The 21,627-nt window shown below is 67.9% G+C and carries 21 protein-coding genes; 10 read left to right on the top strand and 11 right to left on the bottom strand.

The window, feature by feature from the left end:
- The first annotated feature begins 45 nt into the window (after positions 1-45).
- The gene (locus J1902_RS03150) at positions 46-894 is read left to right on the top strand and encodes a fumarylacetoacetate hydrolase family protein (protein ID WP_207614798.1); all 849 of its coding nucleotides are present in this window, start codon (positions 46-48) and stop codon (positions 892-894) included.
- Between the two features lie 17 nt (positions 895-911).
- On the top strand, positions 912-1,394 hold the full coding sequence (locus J1902_RS03145) for a GtrA family protein (RefSeq protein WP_207614797.1): 483 nt from the start codon (positions 912-914) through the stop codon (positions 1,392-1,394).
- Positions 1,395-1,420: 26 nt separating this feature from the next.
- Here J1902_RS03145 and J1902_RS03140 read toward each other — a convergent pair whose 3' ends face one another.
- From J1902_RS03140 to J1902_RS03115, 6 genes are all read right to left on the bottom strand, one after another.
- The gene (locus tag J1902_RS03140; RefSeq protein ID WP_207614796.1) at positions 1,421-2,578 is read right to left on the bottom strand and encodes a cysteine desulfurase family protein; all 1,158 of its coding nucleotides are present in this window, start codon (positions 2,576-2,578) and stop codon (positions 1,421-1,423) included.
- Between the two features lie 7 nt (positions 2,579-2,585).
- The gene (nadC, locus tag J1902_RS03135) at positions 2,586-3,458 is read right to left on the bottom strand and encodes a carboxylating nicotinate-nucleotide diphosphorylase (RefSeq protein WP_207614795.1); all 873 of its coding nucleotides are present in this window, start codon (positions 3,456-3,458) and stop codon (positions 2,586-2,588) included.
- Positions 3,451-5,244 (bottom strand): L-aspartate oxidase, encoded by a 1,794-nt coding sequence (gene nadB, locus J1902_RS03130; RefSeq protein ID WP_207614794.1) that lies wholly within the window; start codon positions 5,242-5,244, stop codon positions 3,451-3,453. The genes nadC and nadB overlap by 8 nt, the downstream gene beginning before the upstream one ends.
- A 68-nt stretch (positions 5,245-5,312) precedes the next feature.
- Positions 5,313-6,620: a quinolinate synthase NadA gene (nadA, locus tag J1902_RS03125; RefSeq protein WP_207614793.1), complete on the bottom strand. Its 1,308-nt coding sequence runs from the start codon at positions 6,618-6,620 to the stop codon at positions 5,313-5,315.
- Positions 6,617-7,336 (bottom strand): NUDIX hydrolase, encoded by a 720-nt coding sequence (locus tag J1902_RS03120; protein ID WP_207614792.1) that lies wholly within the window; start codon positions 7,334-7,336, stop codon positions 6,617-6,619. The genes nadA and J1902_RS03120 overlap by 4 nt, the downstream gene beginning before the upstream one ends.
- Before the next feature lie 88 nt (positions 7,337-7,424).
- The gene (locus J1902_RS03115) at positions 7,425-7,898 is read right to left on the bottom strand and encodes an Lrp/AsnC family transcriptional regulator (RefSeq protein ID WP_207614791.1); all 474 of its coding nucleotides are present in this window, start codon (positions 7,896-7,898) and stop codon (positions 7,425-7,427) included.
- Positions 7,899-8,074: 176 nt separating this feature from the next.
- On the opposite strand from J1902_RS03115, the gene J1902_RS03110 reads away from it, so the two are divergent.
- From J1902_RS03110 to J1902_RS03090, 5 genes are all read left to right on the top strand, one after another.
- On the top strand, positions 8,075-9,451 hold the full coding sequence (locus J1902_RS03110; RefSeq protein WP_207614790.1) for an amino acid permease: 1,377 nt from the start codon (positions 8,075-8,077) through the stop codon (positions 9,449-9,451).
- A 137-nt stretch (positions 9,452-9,588) separates the two neighbouring features.
- Positions 9,589-10,638 (top strand): thiamine pyrophosphate-dependent enzyme, encoded by a 1,050-nt coding sequence (locus J1902_RS03105; RefSeq protein ID WP_207614789.1) that lies wholly within the window; start codon positions 9,589-9,591, stop codon positions 10,636-10,638.
- Positions 10,631-11,707, top strand: a complete 1,077-nt coding sequence (locus tag J1902_RS03100) for an alpha-ketoacid dehydrogenase subunit beta (protein WP_207614788.1) — start codon at positions 10,631-10,633, stop codon at positions 11,705-11,707. Before J1902_RS03105 ends, J1902_RS03100 begins: the two co-directional genes overlap by 8 nt.
- Complete coding sequence (locus tag J1902_RS03095; RefSeq protein ID WP_207614787.1) at positions 11,700-12,029, top strand: biotin/lipoyl-containing protein; 330 nt, start codon at positions 11,700-11,702, stop codon at positions 12,027-12,029. The genes J1902_RS03100 and J1902_RS03095 overlap by 8 nt, the downstream gene beginning before the upstream one ends.
- A gap of 4 nt (positions 12,030-12,033) precedes the next feature.
- Positions 12,034-12,858, top strand: coding sequence for an alpha/beta fold hydrolase (locus J1902_RS03090; RefSeq protein ID WP_207614786.1), 825 nt, complete (start codon positions 12,034-12,036; stop codon positions 12,856-12,858).
- A gap of 1 nt (position 12,859) precedes the next feature.
- Here J1902_RS03090 and J1902_RS03085 read toward each other — a convergent pair whose 3' ends face one another.
- Positions 12,860-13,273, bottom strand: a complete 414-nt coding sequence (locus J1902_RS03085; RefSeq protein ID WP_207614785.1) for a winged helix DNA-binding protein — start codon at positions 13,271-13,273, stop codon at positions 12,860-12,862.
- An 87-nt stretch (positions 13,274-13,360) separates the two neighbouring features.
- On the opposite strand from J1902_RS03085, the gene J1902_RS03080 reads away from it, so the two are divergent.
- Positions 13,361-14,017: a phosphoribosyltransferase gene (locus tag J1902_RS03080; protein WP_207614784.1), complete on the top strand. Its 657-nt coding sequence runs from the start codon at positions 13,361-13,363 to the stop codon at positions 14,015-14,017.
- Positions 14,018-14,035: 18 nt separating this feature from the next.
- On the top strand, positions 14,036-15,220 hold the full coding sequence (locus tag J1902_RS03075; RefSeq protein WP_207614783.1) for an RtcB family protein: 1,185 nt from the start codon (positions 14,036-14,038) through the stop codon (positions 15,218-15,220).
- Between the two features lie 337 nt (positions 15,221-15,557).
- Here J1902_RS03075 and J1902_RS03070 read toward each other — a convergent pair whose 3' ends face one another.
- The 3 genes from J1902_RS03070 to J1902_RS03060 form a co-directional block, all read right to left on the bottom strand.
- Positions 15,558-16,889: an MFS transporter gene (locus J1902_RS03070; RefSeq protein WP_207614782.1), complete on the bottom strand. Its 1,332-nt coding sequence runs from the start codon at positions 16,887-16,889 to the stop codon at positions 15,558-15,560.
- A gap of 161 nt (positions 16,890-17,050) precedes the next feature.
- Positions 17,051-18,505: a 4-hydroxyphenylacetate 3-monooxygenase, oxygenase component gene (hpaB, locus tag J1902_RS03065; protein WP_207614781.1), complete on the bottom strand. Its 1,455-nt coding sequence runs from the start codon at positions 18,503-18,505 to the stop codon at positions 17,051-17,053.
- A gap of 72 nt (positions 18,506-18,577) precedes the next feature.
- Positions 18,578-19,132, bottom strand: a complete 555-nt coding sequence (locus J1902_RS03060) for a flavin reductase family protein (protein ID WP_207614780.1) — start codon at positions 19,130-19,132, stop codon at positions 18,578-18,580.
- 134 nt (positions 19,133-19,266) lie between these two features.
- Between J1902_RS03060 and J1902_RS03055 the strand changes: the two genes are divergently transcribed.
- Positions 19,267-20,016 carry an IclR family transcriptional regulator gene (locus J1902_RS03055; RefSeq protein ID WP_207614887.1) on the top strand — a complete coding sequence of 250 codons (750 nt, stop codon included), beginning with the start codon at positions 19,267-19,269 and terminating at the stop codon, positions 20,014-20,016.
- A 79-nt stretch (positions 20,017-20,095) separates the two neighbouring features.
- Here J1902_RS03055 and J1902_RS03050 read toward each other — a convergent pair whose 3' ends face one another.
- Positions 20,096-21,505: an MFS transporter gene (locus tag J1902_RS03050; protein ID WP_207614779.1), complete on the bottom strand. Its 1,410-nt coding sequence runs from the start codon at positions 21,503-21,505 to the stop codon at positions 20,096-20,098.
- Between the last annotated feature and the right edge of the window lie 122 nt (positions 21,506-21,627).

The following is a 21,627-nucleotide window of genomic DNA, read 5'->3' as shown; positions in this document are numbered from 1 at the left end:
CGTAAAGGAGGCCTCACAACGCAGCGGAGGACGTAGGATGTCTTCATGACTGCCAGCGCCCCCCGCCGCATTGCCCGTGTCCGCCCGCTCTCCGCGGCTGCCCCCGATGAGCACTTCTTCGTGGCGAACGACGCCCCGGACTTCGCCTCCGAGGCTGGCCGGGCCTGGACGGTCGTCGACTCCCCCTTCGCAGGCTCCCGCGCGAACGCCAACAGCCCGGCCCGGCCTGGCTGGGAGACCGGCACCGTGGTGGACCAGGACTCGTTCACGTTCCTGGCGCCGTCGGTCCCGGTGAACGTCTTCGGCATGGCCCACAACACCGGGCAGCCCGGGCGCGATCTCCCGGCGCAGGCGTTCCACAAGGCAGCATCCAGCGTGATCGGCCCGGGCGAGGCCATCGAGCTGAGCTCCACGGTGGGCTACGTGGACCCGGAAGCTGAACTGACCGTCATCGTCGGCCGTGCTGTCCGCGGCCTCACGCTGGAGACCGCCCGCAGCGCCATCCTGGGCTTCACCATCGGCAACGACGTCTCAGCGCGCGATCTGCAGAAATCGGACGAGCTGTGGATCAGCGCCAAGAGCCAGGACACCTTCACCCCGGCGGGACCGTGGATCGTCACGGAACTCGACGATTCGGAGTTGACGATCGGCATCGTCCACAACGGCACGGAACTGAAGGCCGCCAGCAGCGCCGACCTCGGCTGGAAAGTGGACGAAATCCTGGTCTACCTGAGCTCCTTCATGACCCTGCAGCCCGGCGATCTGGTGCTCACCGGCTTCCCCGCCGAGTGCGCCCGCATCCAGCCCGGAGACACCGTGGTGTGCCGGGTTGAGGGCATCGGCGAACTCAGCAACCCGGTCAAGGCCGCCTCCTGGGAGGAAACCCCCGCCTGATATGTCAGGCTTAAGCCATGGAGACGGCCGCGGAGACCACACAGCTGCTGGAGTCTCCCGGTAAAGCCCCACGCAAACGCCGCAGCGGCATCCTCCGCTATCCGGCCGTGCGGCAGCTGCTGCGCTTCACCGGCGTCGGCCTCATCTGCACCGCAACGTCCTTGGCCCTGTACGCCCTGCTCCGCCAGTGGATTGATCCGCAGCTCGCCAACGCGGCCGCGCTGATCATCACCTCGGTTATGAACACCGCCCTGAACCGCCGGCTGACCTTCAAGATCACGGGCAGCCGGAAACGGATGCGCGACCACCTCAATGGCCTGATCGTGATTGCGATTGCCTTGGTCATCACGGGCGGCAGCCTGGGGATCCTGCACTGGCTCCGGCCCGAAGCCACCGTTACGGAGGAGCTCTGGACCACCACGTTGTCCGGCTTCCTTGCGACGGCGGTGCGGTTCACGCTGCTGCGGCACTGGATCTTCCGGCGCGCCCGGCACGTCTGAGCCGTCGGCTGCCCCCAAGCGACTGGTCAGCGCGTGCCGAGCCCCTGCACGGCCCCGACGGCGGTCTGCACGGCTGCCACGGCCTGCTCCAGTTCGTCTGCGGTCACCGTCGAGTTGAAGCTGAAGCGCACGGCCGTCTGCGCCACCTCCGCCTCCAGGCCCAGCGCCAGAAGCACGTGCGACGGCGCATCCGAGCCCGCGGCACACGCCGATCCGCTGGAGCAGACCACGCCGAGCCGTTCGAGCTCCAGCAGCACGGATTCGCCGCTGGTGCCGGGGAAACAGAAGGAGGCAACCGACGGCAGCCGCTCCGTGCGGTGTCCGGTGAGCAGGGCGCCGGGAACCGTGTCCAGGACGCTGGCGATGAAGCGTTCGCGGAGTCCGGCCACGCGGGCGGCGAGTTCCGGCCGTTCGGCGTGGGCGAGCGTCAGCGCGGTGGCGAGTGCCACGGCACCGGCAACGTTTTCGGTTCCCGATCGTCGGCCGCGCTCCTGCCCGCCGCCGTGCACCAGCGGCTCCACCCGGACCCGGCCGCGGACGTACAGCACGCCCGATCCCTTGGGCGCGCCGAGCTTGTGACCCGAGATGCTCAGGGCATCGACTCCGAGGGCCTTGACATCGAGCGGCATCCAGCCGGCGGCCTGCACCGCGTCCGTGTGGAACGGCACGCCGTGTTCAGCGGCCACGGCGGCCAGTTCGGCCACGGGCTGCACGGTGCCCACCTCGTTGTTGGCGTACATGATGCTCACCAGCGCGGTCTCCGGCCGCAGCATGGCCCGCAGGGCCTCCACGGAAACCCGCCCGTCGGCGCCCACGGGAAGCACGTCCACAGCAAAGCCATGGATCCGTTCCAGATACCGCGCCGATTCCTCCACTGCGGGATGCTCGACGGCGCTGATCACCACACGGTTGAGCGCCGGGTCCGCGGACTGCCGGGCCAGGGCGACGCCCTTGAGGGCCAGGTTGTCCGCCTCCGTGCCGCCGGAGGTGAAGGTGACCTCGCCCGGGCGGCAGCCCAAGACCTTGGCCACGGCCGCACGGGCCCCGGCGAGCGCGGAGGCCGCCGCCTCCCCCAGGGTGTGGTGGCTGGAGGGGTTGCCGAATTCGCCGCTCAGGTAGGGCCACATGGCCTCGAGGACTTCGCGGCGGACCGGCGTGGTGGCGGCGGCATCGAGGAAGATCATGGCCGTGTCAGCCGGCCCTCAGTTCGACGTCGAGGCCCAGGTCGAGCGCGGCCACGCTGTGGGTAAGGCCGCCGACCGAGATGACGTCCACGCCCGCGGCGGCGATGTCCGCCACGGTGCCGAGGTTGACGTTCCCGCTGGCTTCCACGATGGCGCGTCCGTCCACCTGCTTGACGCCGGCACGGAGCTCGGCGAGGGTGAAGTTGTCCAGCATGATGGTGTCCACGCCGGCGGCGAGGACAGGCTCGATCTGCTCGGCGCTGTCCACCTCCACCTCGAAGTGGGTGGTGTGCCCCAGCTGGGCCTTCGCAGCGGCGAGCAGTTCGGTCAGCTTTGCGGGATCACCGCCGGTCATGACGGCCAAGTGGTTGTCCTTGGCCAGCACGGCGTCGGAGAGGCTGTAGCGGTGGTTGGCTCCGCCGCCGCAGCGCACGGCGTAGCGTTCCAGCACCCGCAGGCCGGGGGTGGTCTTGCGGGTATCGGTGATGCGGGCCTTGGTGCCTTCGACGAGCCGGACGAATTCCGCCGTCTTGGTGGCGATGGCGCTCATGCGCTGTACCAAGTTCAAGCCTACGCGTTCGGCCAGCAGCACTGAGCGGGCGCTGCCGGTGACGCGCGCGAGGTGCGTTCCGGCGTCGAACGCTTCACCGTCCGCGAGCAGCAGTACCACCTCGGTGTCCGGGTCCGCGAGCTTCATGGCGTCGCGGAACACGGTACCGCCGCTGAACACGCCGGGCACCCGGGCGTTGAGCACGGCGGTGGCCCGGGCCCCGGCCGGGATCAGCAGCTGGGAGGTGATGTCTCCGCTGGGTGCGTCCTCCGCGAAGGCACGCTCCAGGATGTCCCGGACGGGTGCTGCGGGGAGGGTCAGGCTAGTCATTGACGAGGCTCGCTTTCCGGCTCATGATGTAACGCTTGTCAAAATCGTCGACGGCGGCGGCCTGGGGCCGGTTGTCGCTGCGGTAGTGCGCGCCGAGGGACGCGCGGCGTTCCTGGGCGGCGTGAACCAGCAGTTGCGCGGCCAGAAGGAGATTGGCGTCCTGATGCTCCCGTGGGTCCGCGGAGAACGGGACGCTTTCGGGAAGCTCGACGGCGGCCCAAGACCCAAGATCGCCCGCGGCCTCCCGCAACAACCCCCCATCACGGAGCACTCCGGCCTTCGCCGTCATCAACCGCCGAAGAGCTCCCCGAGAAAACGGCTCCGGCTCAGCAAAGGACATTTCCCGAGGCCCAGGCGACGGAACAGTCTCAAACTGCCAAGCAATGGGCGCGGGGGCGCCGTCGAATACGTCCGGCAGTTCCAGAGGTCCCGAAAGCGCCGTTGTCGCGTGAGCGCCCGAACCGGCCGCCGAGCTTGCGAGGCGATCGCCGGTGCGAGGCGGGAGCGCAGGCGCCGAGGGACCTGTGGGACTGCCCTCCAGGAATGCAGCAACGGCCCGCCGCCCGAACACCAACCCTTCGAGCAAGGAGTTGCTGGCCAGCCGGTTAGCCCCCTGCACCCCGGTGCAAGCAACCTCGCCGGCAGCCAGCAGCCCAGGCACCGAGGTCCGGCCGTGGAGGTCCGTCACCACACCACCCATCCAGTAGTGCGCCGCGGGCGCCACGGGAACGAGTTCCCGGGTCCAGTCGACGCCGGCCTGGCGGGTGCGTTCGCTGATGGTGGGGAAACGCTTCTCGAGGAAGCCCTGGCCGTGCCGGTCCTCCACCGCCATGGCGTCGAGGAACACGTGGCCGTTGGGGTCGCCCAGCGTGGCGAGGTGCAGGGCGATGCTGCGGGAGACGACGTCGCGCGGGGCGAGTTCGGCGTCGGGGTGGTAGTCGGGCATGAAGCGCTCGCCGTTGGCGTCGAGCAGGACGGCGCCTTCGCCGCGGACGGCTTCGGAGATGAGCAGCGGGTCGGCCTCGAGGGCAGCGGCCGGCGGCACCATGCAGGTGGGGTGGAACTGGAAGAACTCAAGGTCCGCCACCGCGGCTCCGGCCCGCCAGGCGAGCGCCAGCCCGTCGGCGGTGGCCACGGCGGGGTTGGTGGTCTGCGCGAACAGCTGTCCCGCTCCCCCGGTGGCGAGCAGCACGGCGTCGCCCTGCAGGCCGTGGACGCGGCCGTCGCGAAGGAAGTCAACGCCCACCACCCGGCCTTCGTCCTGCTGCAGGGCGGTCACCTGGGCGTCCCCGATCACCTGGATCCTCCCCGCGGCCTGGGCATCCAAGACGGTCCGGATGAGTGCCCGGGCCACGCCGGCGCCGGTTGCATCGCCGCCGGCGTGCAGGATCCGCGGCGCGGAATGCGCGGCTTCGAGCCCCAGCGAGGGATCGCCGTCGTCGTCCAGGTCGAATCGCACGCCGAAGCGCTCCAGCCCGGCAATGTCCAGGCGCGCCTCCGTGCAGAGCACGCGGACAGCGTCCTCGTTGCAGTGCCCGGCCCCGGCCTTGAGGGTGTCCGCGATGTGCGCGGCCACGGTGTCCCCGGCCGCGGGCTCGTCCAGGACGGCGGAGATGCCGCCTTGGGCGTAGTAGGTATTGCTGTCCGTGAGGGCGCCCTTGCTCAGCAGCACCACCTCCGCGCCGGCTTCGGCCGCCAGCAGCGCGGAGTACAGTCCCGCGATGCCGCTCCCGACGACGATCAGCCGCGTGCGCTGCGGGCTGTCCGCAAGGCTCTCTGTGGTCATGTGAGGCTCATTTCGGCGGTGGTCTGAAGGGCCGGGTCCGGCAGGTGCGGGCGTTACAGGTGGATGCGTTACAGCGGGCGGGAGGCCAGCATGCGCTCGAGCGCAATCTTGGCGTTGTCCTGCACGGAGTCGTCAACGGTGATGCGGTTGACGATGTGCCCTTCCACGAGCTCTTCCAGGACCCAGGCGAGGTAGCCGGGGTGGATGCGGTACATCGTGGAGCACGGGCAGATGACCGGGTCCAGGCAGAAGATGGTGTGCTGCGGGTATTCGGCGGCCAGGCGGTTCACCATGTTGACCTCGGTGCCGATCGCGAAGGTGGTGGGCTCGGTGGCCGCGGCGATGGCCTTCTTGATGAAGTCGGTGGAACCGGCGGAATCGGCGGCGTCCACCACCTCCATGGGGCACTCCGGGTGGACGATCACGTTGACGCCGGGGAACTCGGCGCGCGCCTTTTCGATCTGGCCCACGTTGAAGCGCTTGTGGACCGAGCAGAAGCCGTGCCACAGGATGACGCGGGAATCGAGCAGGGCCTGTTCGTCGTTGCCGCCCAGTTCCTTGCGCGGGTTCCACATGGGCATCTGCTCCAGCGGCACGCCCATGGCCTTGGCGGTGTTGCGGCCCAGGTGCTGGTCCGGGAAGAACAGGACGCGCTGGCCCCGTTCGAAGGCCCATTCCAGAACCACCTTGGCGTTGGAGGAGGTGCAGACAATGCCGCCGTTGCGGCCGCAGAAAGCCTTCAGCGCGGCGGAGGAGTTCATGTAGGTGACCGGGATGACGGGGACGCGGCCGTCGGCGTCGGGCTCGGTGCCGAAGATCTCCTCGAGCTGCTCCCAGCACTCCTCCACGGAGTCTTCGTCTGCCATGTCCGCCATGGAGCAGCCGGCGGCGAGGTTGGGCAGGATCACGGCCTGTTCCGGGGTGGAGAGGATGTCAGCGGTCTCGGCCATGAAGTGCACGCCGCAGAAGATGATGGCTTCGGCGTCGGGCTTGGTGAGGGCGGCGTTGGCCAACTGGAAGGAGTCGCCCACGAAGTCGGCGTACTGGATGACTTCGTCGCGCTGGTAGAAGTGGCCCAGGATGACGGCGCGGTCGCCGAGCTTTTCCTTGGCGGCACGGATGCGCACGTCGAGCTCGTCGTCGCTGGCGAGCTTGTATTGTTCGGGCAGCTGGCCCTGGCGCGGCGTCGCCTTGGGCGCGACGTCACTGCTGGAGGCACCGGGGCCGTAGGCCGGGGTACCGGCCAGGGATTCGGCGAGGTCGTATTCCCACGGACCCTTGGCCAGGGCAGGGCTGCACGTGGCTCCGGCGGCGGAGAGGCCCTTTTCGGATTCTTCCCGCGTGATCAGCTGGACGGCAGTGTTGACGCTGCTCATGGTGTACTCCTGTTGTCTGGCCCGAGGCCGGGCGTGCCGGTGAAGCGGTAGAGGCGTGGCGGACGGTGTTTTCCGCCCTGCAGGTATTCACCGGTTTCTTCGATTTCCGGTGTGGCTTTGATCTGGCGGCGGAAGTTGGCCGGGTCCAGCTGGCGGTCCAGCACGGCCTCATACACTTCGCGGACCTGGGCGAGGGTGAAGAACTCCCCCAGCAGGTGGTAGGCGATGGAGCCGTAGGCCATCTTGTTGCGCAGCCGCCAGAGGGCGTAGTCCACGATGGCGTTGTGGTCGAAGGCCAGCTCGCCGAGGCGGTCAGCGCGGAACCATTGGACGTTCTCGGATTCCTCGGCGAGGGCGGCCTCGGTGGGCCGGACCAGGGCCCAGTAGACGATGGAGACCACGCGCTGGCTCGGCGAGCGGTGCAGGCCGCCGAAGGCGTAAAGCTGCTCGAGGTATTCCGGGGCAAGGGACGTGGTTTCGCGCAGGTTCCGCGAGGCCGCGTCCTGGAGGGATTCGTCGTGCCGTAAGGGGCCGCCGGGGAGGGCCCACATGCCCCGGAAGGGCTCGCGGATGCGCTGCACGAGCGGCAGCCACAGGGTGGGCCGGCCGGAGCTTTCGCTCGGCCGCAGGGCGAAGATCACCGTGGAAATAGCCAACGACGGCGGCGCGAGCCTGCGTTCTGCAACATTGGCCGAGCCTGCATTCACGGTGTTCACCCCCGCATTCACCCCGCTTCGCTAGTTATAGTCATTTTGACTGGAACTAATGATACGGCCGGGCGCGCGCAAGGCAAAATGCCCTGCGTCACACGGACGCGGCGGCGGCTTCCAGTAACGGCAAGGTGCGGCCCTGGATATGGCTGTTCAGCACGATCACCGAGGAGCACCGCAGCACGGACTTGGTGGCGATCATCGCGTCGAGGACACGCTGCATGTCCGGGTTGGACCGCGCCGCGATCCGGACCATGAGGTCGGAGTTGCCGGTGACGGTATGGATTTCAATGATTTCCGGAATCGCGCTCAGGCCTTGGATCACGGCGTCGTGGCCGATCTCCTGGGTGATGGTCACCGAACAGAATGCCACCACGGGGAATCCGAAGTTCGCCGGGTCCGGCTGCGGGACCCAGGATCCAATGACTCCGGATTCGATCATGCGGTCCAGCCTTGACTGGATGGTGGCCCTTGCCACCTTCAGTACCCTGGAAGCTTCAAGGACCGAGGCTCGCGGAGAATCGGTGAAGAAACGTACAATTTTTGCATCAAGTGCATCGACTATCATCAAAGTTCCTGTCGCCGGGGATCAACACACATCACATCGCATCCGCTGAAAGTGATGTATCTTACAAACTGCGAGAATTATTCCACGACATTGGCAGTGTCGTCTTGCCGCACCTGCTCAGCCCATGAGGCCGGCACGGTCATCCCCACCATGTAATCCATAGAAGGTAGACACGCATGACAACGACGTCCATCGCGGCTCCCGCGCCGTCAACAGGCCTCGGTCACTCACTCAAGCCACGCCAGCTCACCATGATGGGACTGGGCAGCGCCATCGGCGCGGGCCTCTTTCTCGGTTCGGGAGCAGGCGTCCAGGCTGCCGGCCCGGCCGTCCTGATCTCCTACCTCGTCGCCGGCACCCTGATCATTCTGGTCATGTGGGCCCTCGGCGAGATGGCTGCCGCCAACCCCAACAGCGGCGCATTCTCCGTCTACGCCGAAAAGGCCATGGGCAAGACCGCAGGGTCCACCATCGGTTGGCTCTGGTGGGTCCAACTGGTCGTCGTCATCGCGGCCGAAGCCCTCGGCGCCGCAGGCCTGCTGTTCTCCGTCTGGCCGGTAGTCCCCGTTTGGGTACTGGCCTTGGTCTTCATGGTGGTGTTCACCGGCATCAACCTCGTGGGCGTGCGGAACTTCGGCGAATTCGAGTTCTGGTTCGCCATTCTCAAGGTCGCCGCCATCGTGATCTTCCTGGCCATCGGCGCGGCCCTACTGTTCGGATGGCTCCCCGGCGTGACCTCCCCGGGCTTGGCCAGCTTCGGCAACTTCGCCCCCTCCGGCCTTGGCGGCATCGCAGCGGCCCTGTTTGTGGTGATCTTCGCCTTCGGCGGCACCGAGATTGTCAGCGTTGCCGCTGCCGAAACTGAGGATCCCGCCCACAGCGTCGGCAAGGCGATCCGCACGGTCGTCTGGCGCATCCTGGTCTTCTACATCGGCTCCGTCTTCGTTATCGCCGCAGCGCTCCCCGTGGGCTCCGAGGGCCTGAAGTCGCCATTCGCCGGCGTGCTTGACCTTGCCAACATCCCGGGTGCGGGCGCCGCTATCACCCTGGTGGCCGTCGTCGCCCTGCTCTCAGCGTTGAACGCCAACCTGTACGGCGCCTCCCGGATGATCTTCTCGCTGTCCGAGCGCGGCGAAGCCCCCGGCTTCCTGTCCCGGCTGAGCGGCGCCAAGGTACCGGCCGCCGCCGTCGGCGTTTCGGTTGCCTTCGGCTTCATCGCCACCGTCCTGGAGCTCCTCTTCCCGGACCGCGTGCTGCCGGCCCTGCTCAACCTGGTGGGCTCCACCTGCCTGGTGGTCTGGGGCACGGCGCTGGTGTCGCAGCTGATCCTGCGCCGCCGCGCCGACCGCGAGGGCACCGAGCTGCCGCTGCGCATGAAGGGCTTCCCGCACCTGACCGTCTTCGGGCTGGCCCTGCTGGGCCTGATCTTCGTGGTCGGCTTCTCCAACGCCGAGAGCGCCGGGCAGCTGATCGGCACGTTCCTGCTGATCCTCCTCATCGCAGCCGGCTGCTTCATCAACGCCAAGGTGAAGGCGGCCAGGGCGGCGCAATAGCGTTTGTTCACCACATCGAAAGCGTCCCTCACAATTTGTACCGTGAGGGACGCTTTCTTGTGCCCAAATTGCACAAAGTGCGCTGCTTTTGATGCGCTTGTTGCGCACACCCAAATCCAGTGACTAGGGTCACAGCCATGGATACCAAGCCCACCCTTGCAGCCGTCGACGACGCGGCGCCACTCACGCAGGACGAGCTGCGCGAGCTGTACTCCCTGATGGCGGCCGTACGCCATCTGGACACCTCCGCCGTTGCCTGGCAGCGCCAGGGAATCATCCCCGGCTACGCCCCCGAGCTCGGCCAGGAAGCCGCCCAGGTTGGCAGCGGCTACGCCGTGGACAAGGCCCGGGACTTCGTGTTCCCCACATACCGCGAAATGGGCGTTGCCCGGGCCATGGGCGTGGACATGGTGGGCTACATGTCCACGCACAAGGCCACCTGGCACGGCGGCCTGTACAAGCCGCTGGAATCCCGCTTCGCCCCCATCCAGGCCGTGGTGGCCGGCTCGGTGCTCCACGCCGTCGGCTGGGCACATGGCCAGACGCTGGCGGGGCTGCCAGCCGGCCACCTCGGCGTGGCGCTGACGTACTTCGGCGACGGCGCGTCCTCACAGGGGGATGTCCACGAGGCCATGAACTTCGCCGCCGTCATGAAGGCGCCCGTGGTGTTCTTCATCCAGAACAACGGCTGGGCGATCTCCGTGCCCACCGAGCGCCAGGTGGCTGGCGGTTCCGTGGCAACCCGCGCCGCCGGCTATGGCATCCCAGCGGTCCAGGTTGACGGCAACGATGTGGTGGCCGTGTTCGAGGCCACCCGCAACGCCTTCGCCCACGCCCGCTCGGGCAAGGGCCCCGTGGTGATCGAAGCAATGACGTACCGCCGCGGCCCGCATTCCACCGCCGATGACCCCGGCCGGTACCGCACGCTGGATGACGAGCGGATCGACGCCGGCGAAGACCCGTTGGAGCGTTTCCGCAAGCGCCTGCTGGCCGACGGCGTCGCGGATGAAGCATTCATCGCGGCAGCCCACGAGGCCGCCACGGCCGAAGAGGAAGCCATCCGCGCCGGCATTGAGGCCCTTGGCCCCCGGCCCGGCTCCGAGATGTTCGATCTCGTCTTCCAGGAAACCACCCCCGCCCTTGAATCCCAGGCCGCCGCGTGGCGCGAGGAGTCCGAACATGTCTGAGACCATCACCGCCACCCGCGAAACGACAGCGGCAGGCGAAGCACCCGTACAGCAGCTGTCCATGCAGCAGGCCCTCAACCGGGCCCTTGACGAAATCCTTGCCGCCAACCCCAGGACGGTGGTCTTCGGCGAGGACTGCGGCCGGCTGGGCGGTGTCTTCCGCATCACGGACGGCCTGCAGGCGAAGCACGGCGAAGGCCGGGTATTCGATACCCCGCTGGCCGAATCCGGCATCCTGGGCATGTCCGTGGGCCTGGCCATGGCCGGCTTCCACCCCATCCCGGAGGTCCAGTTCGACGGCTTCGCCTACCCGGCCATCAACCAGATCGTGTGCCAGATTGCGCGGATGAACTACCGCAGCCGCGGCACCCTGCCCATGCCGATCACGCTGCGGGTTCCCAGCTTCGGCGGCATCCGCGCCCCCGAGCACCACGGCGAAAGCCTCGAAGCGCTCTTCGCGCACGTTCCCGGGCTCAAGGTGGTCTCGCCGTCGGACCCGCATGACGCCTACCACCTGCTCACGTACGCCGCCTCCCGCCCGGATCCGGTCATTTTCATGGAACCAAAATCGCGCTACTGGCAGAAGGGGCCGGTCACCTTTGCTTCGGAAACTCCCGACGCCGGCACAGCCTATGCGGGTGCGGCACCGTGGGCGGGACTCACCGGGGCGCGGGTGGTCCGGGAGGGCCGCCACGTAACGCTCGTGGCGTGGGGCGCCATGGTTGCCCGCTGCCTGCAGGTGGCCGAGCTCGCAGCGGAAGACGGGATCGACGTCGAGGTCCTGGACCTGCGCTGGCTCAAGCCGATCGACGCCCCCGCACTGGTGGCGTCCGTGGGAAAGACGCGGCGCGCCGTCGTCGTCCATGAAGCCCCCCTGACCTCCGGCCTCGGCGCCGAAGTCGCCCAACTCATCACGCAGGGCTGCTTCGACACCCTCAAGGCCCCCGTGGAGCGCGTGACCGGCTTCGACGTGCCCTACCCCTCCGGCGACCTGGAGGACGAATACCTTCCGAACATCGACCGCATCCTTTTTGGGATCCAACGCGTACTGGAGTACCGCCGTGGCTGAAATCTCTTTCCCCCTGCCCGATCTCGGCGAAGGCCTCATCGAGGCAACCGTGCTGGACTGGCTCGTGTCGCCGGGCGACCAGGTGGAGCGCAACCAGCCGCTCGTGGAGCTCGAAACCAGCAAGTCGGCCCTCGAACTGCCCAGCCCGCAGGCAGGTAAAGTGGTGCGTATTCACGGGGCGCCCGGTGACACGATCAACGTCGGCGAGCCGCTGATTGTGTTTGAGGTTCCGGACAACACCGCCGGCATCGTGGGCACTGTTCCGAAGGATGACGCACCCAAGCGCCGGGTCCGCCTGAGCGCCGTACTTGATGAGGACTGACACCATGACCGGCAGGCATACAGTGGAACTCCACCACACCGTCGAGGGCACCGACCCGGGATTGTTCGTTGAGGTCCACGAACCCGCCACCGACGCCGGGCTGCGCCCCGTCCTGCTGATCCACGGTTTCTCCTCCTCCAGCAAACTGAACTGGGCCGACGCCGGCTGGATCGCCAGGCTCCAGGAGGCCGGCCGCCGCGTCATCACCGTTGACCTTCCCGGCCACGGCCAGAGCGGTTCCCCGGAGGACCTGGACTCCTACTCCCCCAGCCGCATCCGGGCGGATCTGCTGCAGATCGTGATCGACTCCGGTGCCCGCCCGCTGCGCGACGGCGACCCGTCCACGGGCCTTGACGTGATCGGATACTCGCTGGGCTCGCGCCTTGCCTGGGAATTCGGCGCCACGCAGTCCGAGCTGGTGCACCGGATGGTCCTGGGCGGGCCCAGCAATGCCGACCCGCTTGCGGCGTTCGACCTCGTGGCCGCGCAGAAGCACTTGGCCGACGGCACACCCATCGAGGACGAGTCGACGGCGGGGCTGCTGAAGATGGCCCAGCTGGTCCCCGGCAACGACCTGTTTGCGCTGCTGTCCCTCATCGAAGCCATCAAGGGCGAGCCGTTCGATCCCGCCGAGGCCGCGCCGCACATGCCGGTGCTGCTTGTGGCCGGGGACAAGGACGAACGCGCTGTGTCCCTGCCCGAACTCGCCGCCCTCGCCGGCCGGGTGGGCGGGCTCGCCGAGCAGCTCCTGGTGCCCGGGCGCAACCACACCAACGTGGTCACCAGCCGGGCGTTCAAGGATGCCGCGGTGGCGTTCCTGGGCGTCTGAGCTAGCGGGCCAGCCGTTCGGCGTTGTGGCTCATGCGTTCGAGCACGCTGAGCGCAATGGCATACTCGTCCAGGCCGATCCCCGCCGACAGGTCCCGACGGGCTTCCTCCACCAAGCGGTGCGCTTCCGTGTGCTTGGCCCTGCCCAGCCCGCTCAGGGCAATCCGGCCATCCGCCACCACAATCAGCCCCCGGCCGACCAGTGCGGCGAGCTCCCGCTCCCGCAGACGGGTATCGCTGCCCCAGAAGGGCCGCAGAACTTCGTCCAGGAGTTCCGGGCTGACAGGGTTCTCGGCCAGGACATTGAGTGTCTGCCACTGGTGCCTGCTGAGCTTGAGCCGGGCCAGGGTGTTGTCCAGCTGGGACTCAAGGGCAGCGTCCAGGCGCTTAAGCCAGTAACCCATGGGCTTGTTCACAGTGCCAATCGTTCCAGTGCGGGCAGCACACGGCAAGCATGGAACGGTAGTCTTGGCATAGCGCCGGACTACGTGGGAGTGGGGCAGATGGGCATGCGTTTCAGGGACCGTGCAGAGGCCGGTCGGCGCCTTGCGGCAGGGCTCCCCCAGTTCCGCGAGCGCCCGGACACGATCCTGCTGGGCCTGGCCCGTGGCGGAGTCCCCCTGGCCGCGGCAGCCGCCGAGGAACTTTACCTGCCTTTCGGGGCCCTTCTGGTCCGCAAACTCGGTATCCCGGGGCGCGAGGAAACCGCGTTCGGTGCACTGGCCTGGGCCAACGGCCGGGTGGTCCGCCTGGTCAACCGGCCCCTTGCCGAGCGCATCCTGCGCCTCGGAATCAGCCAGGCCGCTCTGGACGCCGTGGAAGCGCACGAACGCGGGGAACTCCTGCGCCGCGCCGGGAGCTACCCTGGCATCCGGCACGAACTCCGCGGCAAGACAGTGGTCCTGGTGGACGACGGACTGGCCACCGGAGCCACGATGCGCGCAGCGGTGGAGGCCGTCCGGGCAGCCGGCGCACGCACCGTGGTGGTGGCGGTACCCGTGGCATCCCTGGAGGCCTACGCCTCGCTGGCGCGGGTCTGCGACTTCGTCATGTGCCTGCACACGCCCGGCAAGTTCCGGGCCGTGGGTTCCTTCTACGAACACTTCGAACAGTTGACGGACAGCGAAGCCGTGCGGATGCTGGAGCACCCGGCGTCCTAGGAATGGGAAGGAGAAATCATGTTTCCCGTGGAAATGCGCGGCACGAAACACCCGGTTTATCTGTGGGAGATTGAGAGCGAGATCGAGCCGGCGGCCCTGCAGCAGGTGCGCAACATTGCGTCCCTGGAGTGGGTCTACGGTGTCCGTGTCATGCCCGACGTCCATGTCGGCAAGGGGGCCGTGGTCGGCTCCGTCATTGCCATGCGCCATGCTGTTGCCCCGGCCGCCGTCGGCGTGGACATCGGCTGCGGCGTGAACGCTGTGAAGACGTCCCTGACCGCATCCGACTTGTCCAACCTGCACGGTTTGCGGCTGGCCATCGAGGCCGCCATCCCGGTCGGGCCCAACTCCCACGACAGGCCGGTGGACGTGAAGCGCCTGGGCCTGGACCAGGGCTGGGCGCGCTTCTGGTCCGGCTTCAGTGAGCTGCACGGCGGGGTCCAGCGGCTCGAGTCCCGCGCCCGCGTCCAACTTGGCACCCTGGGAGGCGGCAACCACTTCATCGAGCTCTGCGTGGACGAGGCCGGACATGTGTGGCTGACCCTGCACTCCGGCTCCCGGAACATCGGCAAGGAACTGGCGGACCACCATATCCTGGACGCCCGTGCCCTCCCGCACAACCAAGGGCTTGCGGACCGCGACCTCGCCGTGTTCCTGGAGGGCACACCGCAGATGGACGCCTACCGCCACGACCTGTGGTGGGCCCAGGAGTATGCCTCCCGGTCCCGTGCGGTCATGATGGCCCTGTTCAAGGAACGGGTCTCCCGGCACTTCCAGAAGGCGCACGTCAGGTACGGCCAGGAGATCAACGTCCACCACAATTACGTGGCCGAGGAAGTCATCGACGGTGAGACCATGCTGGTCACGCGCAAGGGCGCCATCCGCGCCGGCAAGGGAGACCTGGCCCTGATCCCCGGCTCCATGGGCGCCGGATCCTACGTGGTCCGCGGCCGCGGCAATGACGCATCGTTCCAGTCGGCCGCCCACGGCGCCGGGCGGCGCCTGTCCCGCCACGCCGCCCTCAGGGCCTACACGGTCAAGGACCTGGTGGCGCAGACCGCCGGCGTCGAATCCCGCAAGGACCAGGGGATCGTGGACGAAATCCCGGCCGCCTACAAAGACCTGCGCTCGGTGATGGAAGCCCAGAAGGACTTGGTGGAACCCGTGCAGCACCTCCGCACCGTGCTTTGCGTCAAGGGATAGGCCCGGCGGTCTCCGGATCCCGGAAGGCCCCGACCTCTGCAATCAGACCCGGCGGGTCAAAACCCCTGGACGCTGTGCACGTGATGGTCCACCAACAGCATGCTGTTAATTGCCGCAGCAAGCTCTGTTGGCGCGGCAGCAGGATCCTGTGGGCCGGGGTCCGGGTATTCACTCATGGGGACCGGTTCTCCAATAGTGTCTTTCCTCACTGAGGACCACCCATGCTGCCGGTGCAACGGAAGCCGCCGCCGCTGTGCCGTTTCAGCGCGCCAGGGTGCATGACAAGAGCGGGCACGGACCAGGAAGTTCGTGCCCGCTCTGTTCTGGCCCGAGGAGCCTAGTGGGCGCTGAAGCCGAGGGGACGGCCGCGGGTTTCCTTCGCCAGGACCACACCCACCGCGGAGATGACGCAGAGCACCATGATGTAGATGCCCACGGATCCGGACCACTTGGTGGTGTCCAGCAGCGCCTGCGCGATCAGGGGAGCGAAGGCGCCGCCCAGGATCGCGCCCAGTGCATAGCCGATCGAGATTCCGGAGTAGCGCACCTGGGCCGGGAACATCTCGGCGTACATGGCCGACATCGGGCCGTAGGAAAGGCCAAGCCCCACCGTCAGGACGAACAGTGCCGTTCCGTACAGGAGGATGTCCTTGGAATCGATCAGGGCGAACATCGGGATCATCCAGCCGAACACCAGGCCGTAGCCGATCAGGAATGTCTTGACGCGGCCGATCTTGTCGGAGAGCCAGCCGCCAAGCATGGTGAAGATGAGCCAGCCGAACGAGGCAATCGTGGTGGCCAGCAGAACCTGCGGTGTTGGCATCTTGAGCGCCTTGGTGGCATAGGAGATGAAGAACGCGATCAGCAGGTAGCCCGCCGCATTGTTCGCGATGAAAATCAGTGCCGCAAGGATGACCTCCTTGCTGTTCTTGCGGAAGAGCTCCTGCAGCGGCGCCTTGCTTTCGGCCTTGCGCTGCGAGATCTCCTTGAAGACCGGGCTTTCGCCCACCGCGCGGCGGATCAGGTAGCCCACCACGATCAGCACCACCGAGAGTAGGAACGGCACGCGCCAGCCCCATGCGGTGAAGTCTGCCTTGGACATCCCGGACGTCAGGAAGTAGAGCAGACCGGTCGCCAGGATCATGCCGATGGGGACGCCGATCTGCGGGTACGCACCGAACAGTCCACGCTTGGACTTGGGAGCATGCTCCACCGCCATCAGCGCCGCGCCGCCCCATTCGCCGCCGGCGGAGAAGCCCTGCGCCACGCGGAGGAGGATCAGCGCGACCGGGGCCCAGAGGCCAATGGCATCGTAGGTGGGCAGCATGCCGATCAGCGCGGTGGCCGCACCCATCATCACGAGAGTCATGACGAGGACCGCCTTGCGGCCCAGCCGGTCGCCGAGATGGCCGGCGACGAACGCTCCGAGCGGGCGGAACAGGAAGCTGATGCCGATCGTGGCGAAGGACAGGATCTGTGCCAGGGCCGGGTTCGACTTCTCAAGCGGGGTGAGGAACAGCGGTGAGAGCAGCGTGGCGGTCAGCTGGGCGAAGACGAAGAAGTCATACCACTCGATGGTGGTTCCCACCAGCGTGCCGGCGAGGACCTTGCGTTCTTCGCGCTTGCTGCTGGGACCTGCCGCGGAATCGACGGAGGAAGTTGCGGTCATTGAAACTCCATGGGTGGGAACGGATGGTGACCGGGCTTCCGGAATGCCAGGCATTACCGACAGAACGGTCAGTTAGAAAATGTTACTACATGATTGTGACATCAGCCACAACATGACGAAGGGACGCAGGCCACACCGACTTCGTGCCAGCCGGCGCAGCATCAATCCTTGCGTTCGAGGAATTCGCGAACCCTGGCGCGAACCGGTTCGCGGTCGTAGCTGTTCACGAGCGCCCCGGCCATGCGCACGGGATCCCCGAAGAAGAAGTACTCGTACAGAGACTGGCGCCCGGCGAAGCCGGAGATCGAAGCGTCGAAGGCGAGCTTGAAGAGCCGCACCCGCTCGGGGCCGGTGAGCGTCTTGGCCTGCAGGTAGAGCTCGATGTCCGGCAGGGCTCCGCTGGCCACGTCTGCTTCGCCGGGCAGTGCCATGAGGCCGGAGGCCGAGAACTTGCGGATGATCGCCGGAAAACGCTGGGCAACCTTGGGATACCAGTTGCGGGCGGCATTTAGCGTGGGCCAGTGCGGCAGCAGCACACCGTCCGCGCTCGGTGCGGCCTGGGCCTCCGCGGCCACCATGAGAGCCTTGCCGATCTCCACCGTCTCGATCAGCTCGGCGAGGTCTTCCTGGATGTGCTGGAAGCCGTCGATGCCGATGGCCGCAGCAACTTCCGAGGCCAGCCCCAGGAAGAACTCGCTCTTGGCGATGGTCCGGGTGACCACCTGGTGGGTCATGAGCGCGGCGGCGCCGGTTTCCGAGTAGAAGGCGTTGCAGAGTTCCGGGTGGCCGAGCATGAAGATGCGTTCATTGGGGACAAATACCTTGTCGAAAATAACGACGGCGTCCATCTCCTCGAAGCGGCTCGCAAGGGGTTCGTCGTGGACGCTTCCGCCCTGGTACAGGGAGGTCCGGCAGAGGTACCGCATGCCGGGGGCGTCGTTGGGGACCGCGAAGGCATAGGAATAGGGGGCATCCTCCGGCGTGGAGCGCAGCAGGGTGGAGGGGAAGACGAGGAGTTCGTCGGCGATCGGCGCGATGGTGGCGAGCATGCGGGCACCCTGGACCACAATGCCGTCCTCACGCTCCTCCACCACGCGGGCCGAGAGCTGGCCGCCGAGCTGCTCGGAGCCGGAGACGGAGCGGTTGGCCTGCGGCGGGATCAGGGTGTGCGTGGCGAGGAGGTCATTTTCGCGGCAGTGCTCGTAGTACCTGCGGATGTTCTCCCCGAACATCGGATCGGCCTGCGCGAACCACTTCTCCGCCGCGGACAGGGCCGTGAGCGCACCGTTCATGTAGTCGCCGGTGCGGCCGAGGAAGCCATTGGAATACTCGGCCCAGGTGCGGATGGCCGCATGCCGGTGCTTCAGGTCTTCCGCGGTGCGCGGCACCAGGAACGAGGCACTGACCCGGTCACCCGTCGTCGGGGATTCATACGTGAGGGCGTCCGCGTACCGCGGATCGTGCTGCATGTCGAAGAGCTTGGCGTACGTGCGGGCCACGTTCCTGAAGGACGGGTGATCGGCGATCTTCTCGGTGACCATTTCCCCGTCGATCAGGACGTGCGGGGTCATCGAGTTGAGCTTGTCCAGGTACTGCTGTCCGGTCCGGATTCCCATGGTTCTCTCCAATGATGGTTGTACTGAAACCGCATTGCGTGGCAGCGGCGCCCGGCCTGGCGCCGCAGGTGGCTACAGGAGTTCCTCCATGCCGAGCTGGCTCTCCGGGATGGTGGTGAAGGCGCTGTTGGCAAAGGCGAGCGCGTCACCGGAGCGGTAGTTGAAGTCGACCACTTCGCCCACATAGAGGGTGTGGTCCCCGCCGTCGTAGGCGGCCCAGGGCATGCACTCGAAATAGGCCAGGACGCTGGACAGGCGGGGCGCGGTGCCGCCTTCCACCCAGTGCGGCTCGGGGCCGGGCCGGCCGGCGAAGTGCATGGCCAACTGCTGCTGCTCGGCGCCCAGGATGTTCACGGTGAAGGGGCGGCCATTGAGTTCGTCATGGGCCTTGGTGGCGCGGGCGATGCTGACCAGCACCAGGGGCGGCTCCATGGACACGGACGTGAAGGAGTTGACGGTGATGCCGCGGCGCTTGCCAAGGCCTTCAGCGGATGCAGGGCCGTCGAAGGTCACGATGGCCACGCCGGTGGCGAAACGGCCCAGGCTGCCGCGGAAGTGGTGGGCCCGCGGCCTGCCGATCCGGCTGGTGCTGCCGGGTTCCGGAGGCGGGCTGGACTTGGCTATCATCGTTGATCCTCGTTGACGACTGTTCTATAGTTGAACAATCAGTTCTCATACAGAACCATAGCCGCTTGTGATGGACAGCACAAGACTCGCCGCGTCCAGGCGGCCGAAGTTGCCAACATAGGATGGAGCGCATGATGTCTCCCAGCGCCGCGAAGAATCTGCAGGACGCGGGCCTGCAGGACACCCCGGCGCCCGTCTCGCCGTCGCAGACGCTCTCCCGCGGAATCCAGGCCCTCGAGATCCTCGCGGCGGCCGAACGCCCGCTGACGATTGCCGAGCTTGCCGCCGCCCTGGGCGTCCACCGCTCCGTGGCCTACCGGATCCTGCGCACCCTGGAAGACCATTCCCTGCTGGTCCGCGACGACGCCGGCCGCGTACAGCCGGGCCCCGGACTGGCGGTGCTTGCCCGCGGCGTCTCCCGCAATCTGCAGACCGCAGCACTGCCGGAGCTCACCCAGCTCGCCAACACCCTGAACATGACCGCCTTCGTGGCCGTCTGGGACCACCAGGACTGCGTCACCCTGGTGACCGTGGAACCACGCCACTCGGCGGCGACCCTGGCCCAGCACCCCGGAACCCGTCACCCCGTGAACGTGGGCGCCCCGGGGATCGCGATCCAGTCCACCATGAGCGAGGCAGAGTGGGGCATGCTCGCCCCGGGCCTGCCGTACCGGCCAGAGGCCGCCGATGCGCGCGCCCTGGGCTACGCGGCCAGCCATGACGAGGTCATTGCCGGCCTGTCCTCCCTTGCGGCCCCCATCCACGTTCCGGGCGGGCGGCCGGCGGCGATCGCCGTCGTCTACATCCGCCGCGAACAGGACCAGGCCGCCGTCGGCGGGGCCCTGGCGGAGAGCGCCGCCAGGATCGAGAGCCAGCTGGCGTAGGTCCCGCTGAGTCCGCCACCGGAGTCCGAGCCCGGCCGCGGCGTCAGTGCGGAACCAGGCGTCAGTGCGGAACCATGCGTCAGTGCGTGGAGTGTCTGCTGCGCCGCAGCACGAGTGCGGCGATCCCGCCGAGCAACAAAAGAGCTGCGGACGCGGCCATGGAAACCGCGAACGCGGCGGCCGGTCCCCGGGTCTCGGCCAGCAGGCCTGCCAGATAGGCACCAAGGGCCGTGCCTGCCACGATGCCGCTGGCCAGGGCCGTCATGACCGTTGCCATCCGACCCGCGGGCGCCACCACACCACCGATGCTGAAGACGGTCACCATGACCGGCCCCACCGGGATGCCCAGCAGCAGCAGCACCAGGACCATCGGCCAGATGCCCGCGGGCAGCACCGTCAGCAGGGAGAAGGCGGCCATGGCTGCCGCGGCCACGATCCAGCGCGCTGCGAGGCCGAAACGCTGCGGCCAGAACGCCACGGAGAGGGCCGCAACCGCGGAGCTCAGGCCCATCACCGCGTACAGCAGTCCCGCGATTTCCGCGGTGGCGAACTCGGCAGCATACGCGTTCAACGCGTTCTGCGCGGATCCGAAGAACGTCCCCATGCACACCATGGCGAGGACCGGCACAGCCACGATGAGCCAGCCGGCGCGGCGTGCGGCCTTCCCGGAGGGGCCGCCGACGGCGGCGGCCTGGCCGCGGGGCGCCGGAACCACGGCAAGCTGGGTGGGGTGGACGGCGAAGGCGGGAACCAAGGTGATGGTCAGGAGGGCGGCGATGGCCAGTGGGAGCCATGGCGCGACGAGGCTGGCGAGGGCGCCGACCAGGGCCGGGCCCAGCACGAACGTGATCTCATCGGCGGTGCCTTCGTAGGACAGGGCGGTGTCCAGGTCCGCGCGGTTGGCGGCCACGCTGTTTCGGCCGCCGGACAGGTTCCTGGTGGTGAGGGCCATCCAGCGCACGCGTGCCATGGGGCCCACCTGCGGGCAGCTGGCGCCGGCCAGGAAGGCGGCCACAAGGACTGCTGCGGCGTCAGCCACGGAGCCAAAGCCGGGGGTCAGGTAGGCCGCGGCAAGAAGTCCGGCCACGGCCAGGGCGTTGACGACGGCGGCGACGAGCAGGACCATGCGCTGGCCGGCGCGGTCTGCCAGGCCGCCCAGGACGGGGGCACCCAGGGCGGAGCCGATGCCCACGGCGCCGGCAGCCATGCCGCCGATGGCGTAGGAGTTACTGACGGACGTGACCAGGGTCAGGGTGCCGACGGTGAGCATCGCGAGCGGCAGCCGGGCGAAGAGGCCAAGGGGCAGGAAGCCGGGGCCTGCGAGTTCGGGAAGCCTGGCGAGGCGGCCCGGAAGACGGGAGGGCTGGCGGCCTGCGTTGCCGTGCGCAGCGGGGGCGGGCGTGGCCGTGGCGGGCCCAGCGGGTGGTTCCGAGGGCGGCAGGGTGGCGGCATCTGCCGCGGGATTCTGTGGAGCCAGAGAGCTGTTCATGAGTCCGGGTTCGCTAAAGTCTGCGCATCGTCCCTCCTCCCGATGCGCGAAACCCGGTGTAACCCCATGATTCTACCGGATGGGGTTACCGGACGGTCGCGAAGGTCCCGGGGACGGCGGTC

It is taken from the genome of Arthrobacter cavernae (assembly GCF_017368795.1).
GTDB lineage: Bacteria > Actinomycetota > Actinomycetes > Actinomycetales > Micrococcaceae > Arthrobacter > Arthrobacter cavernae.
This window is presented reverse-complemented; position numbering and strand designations above follow the sequence as displayed.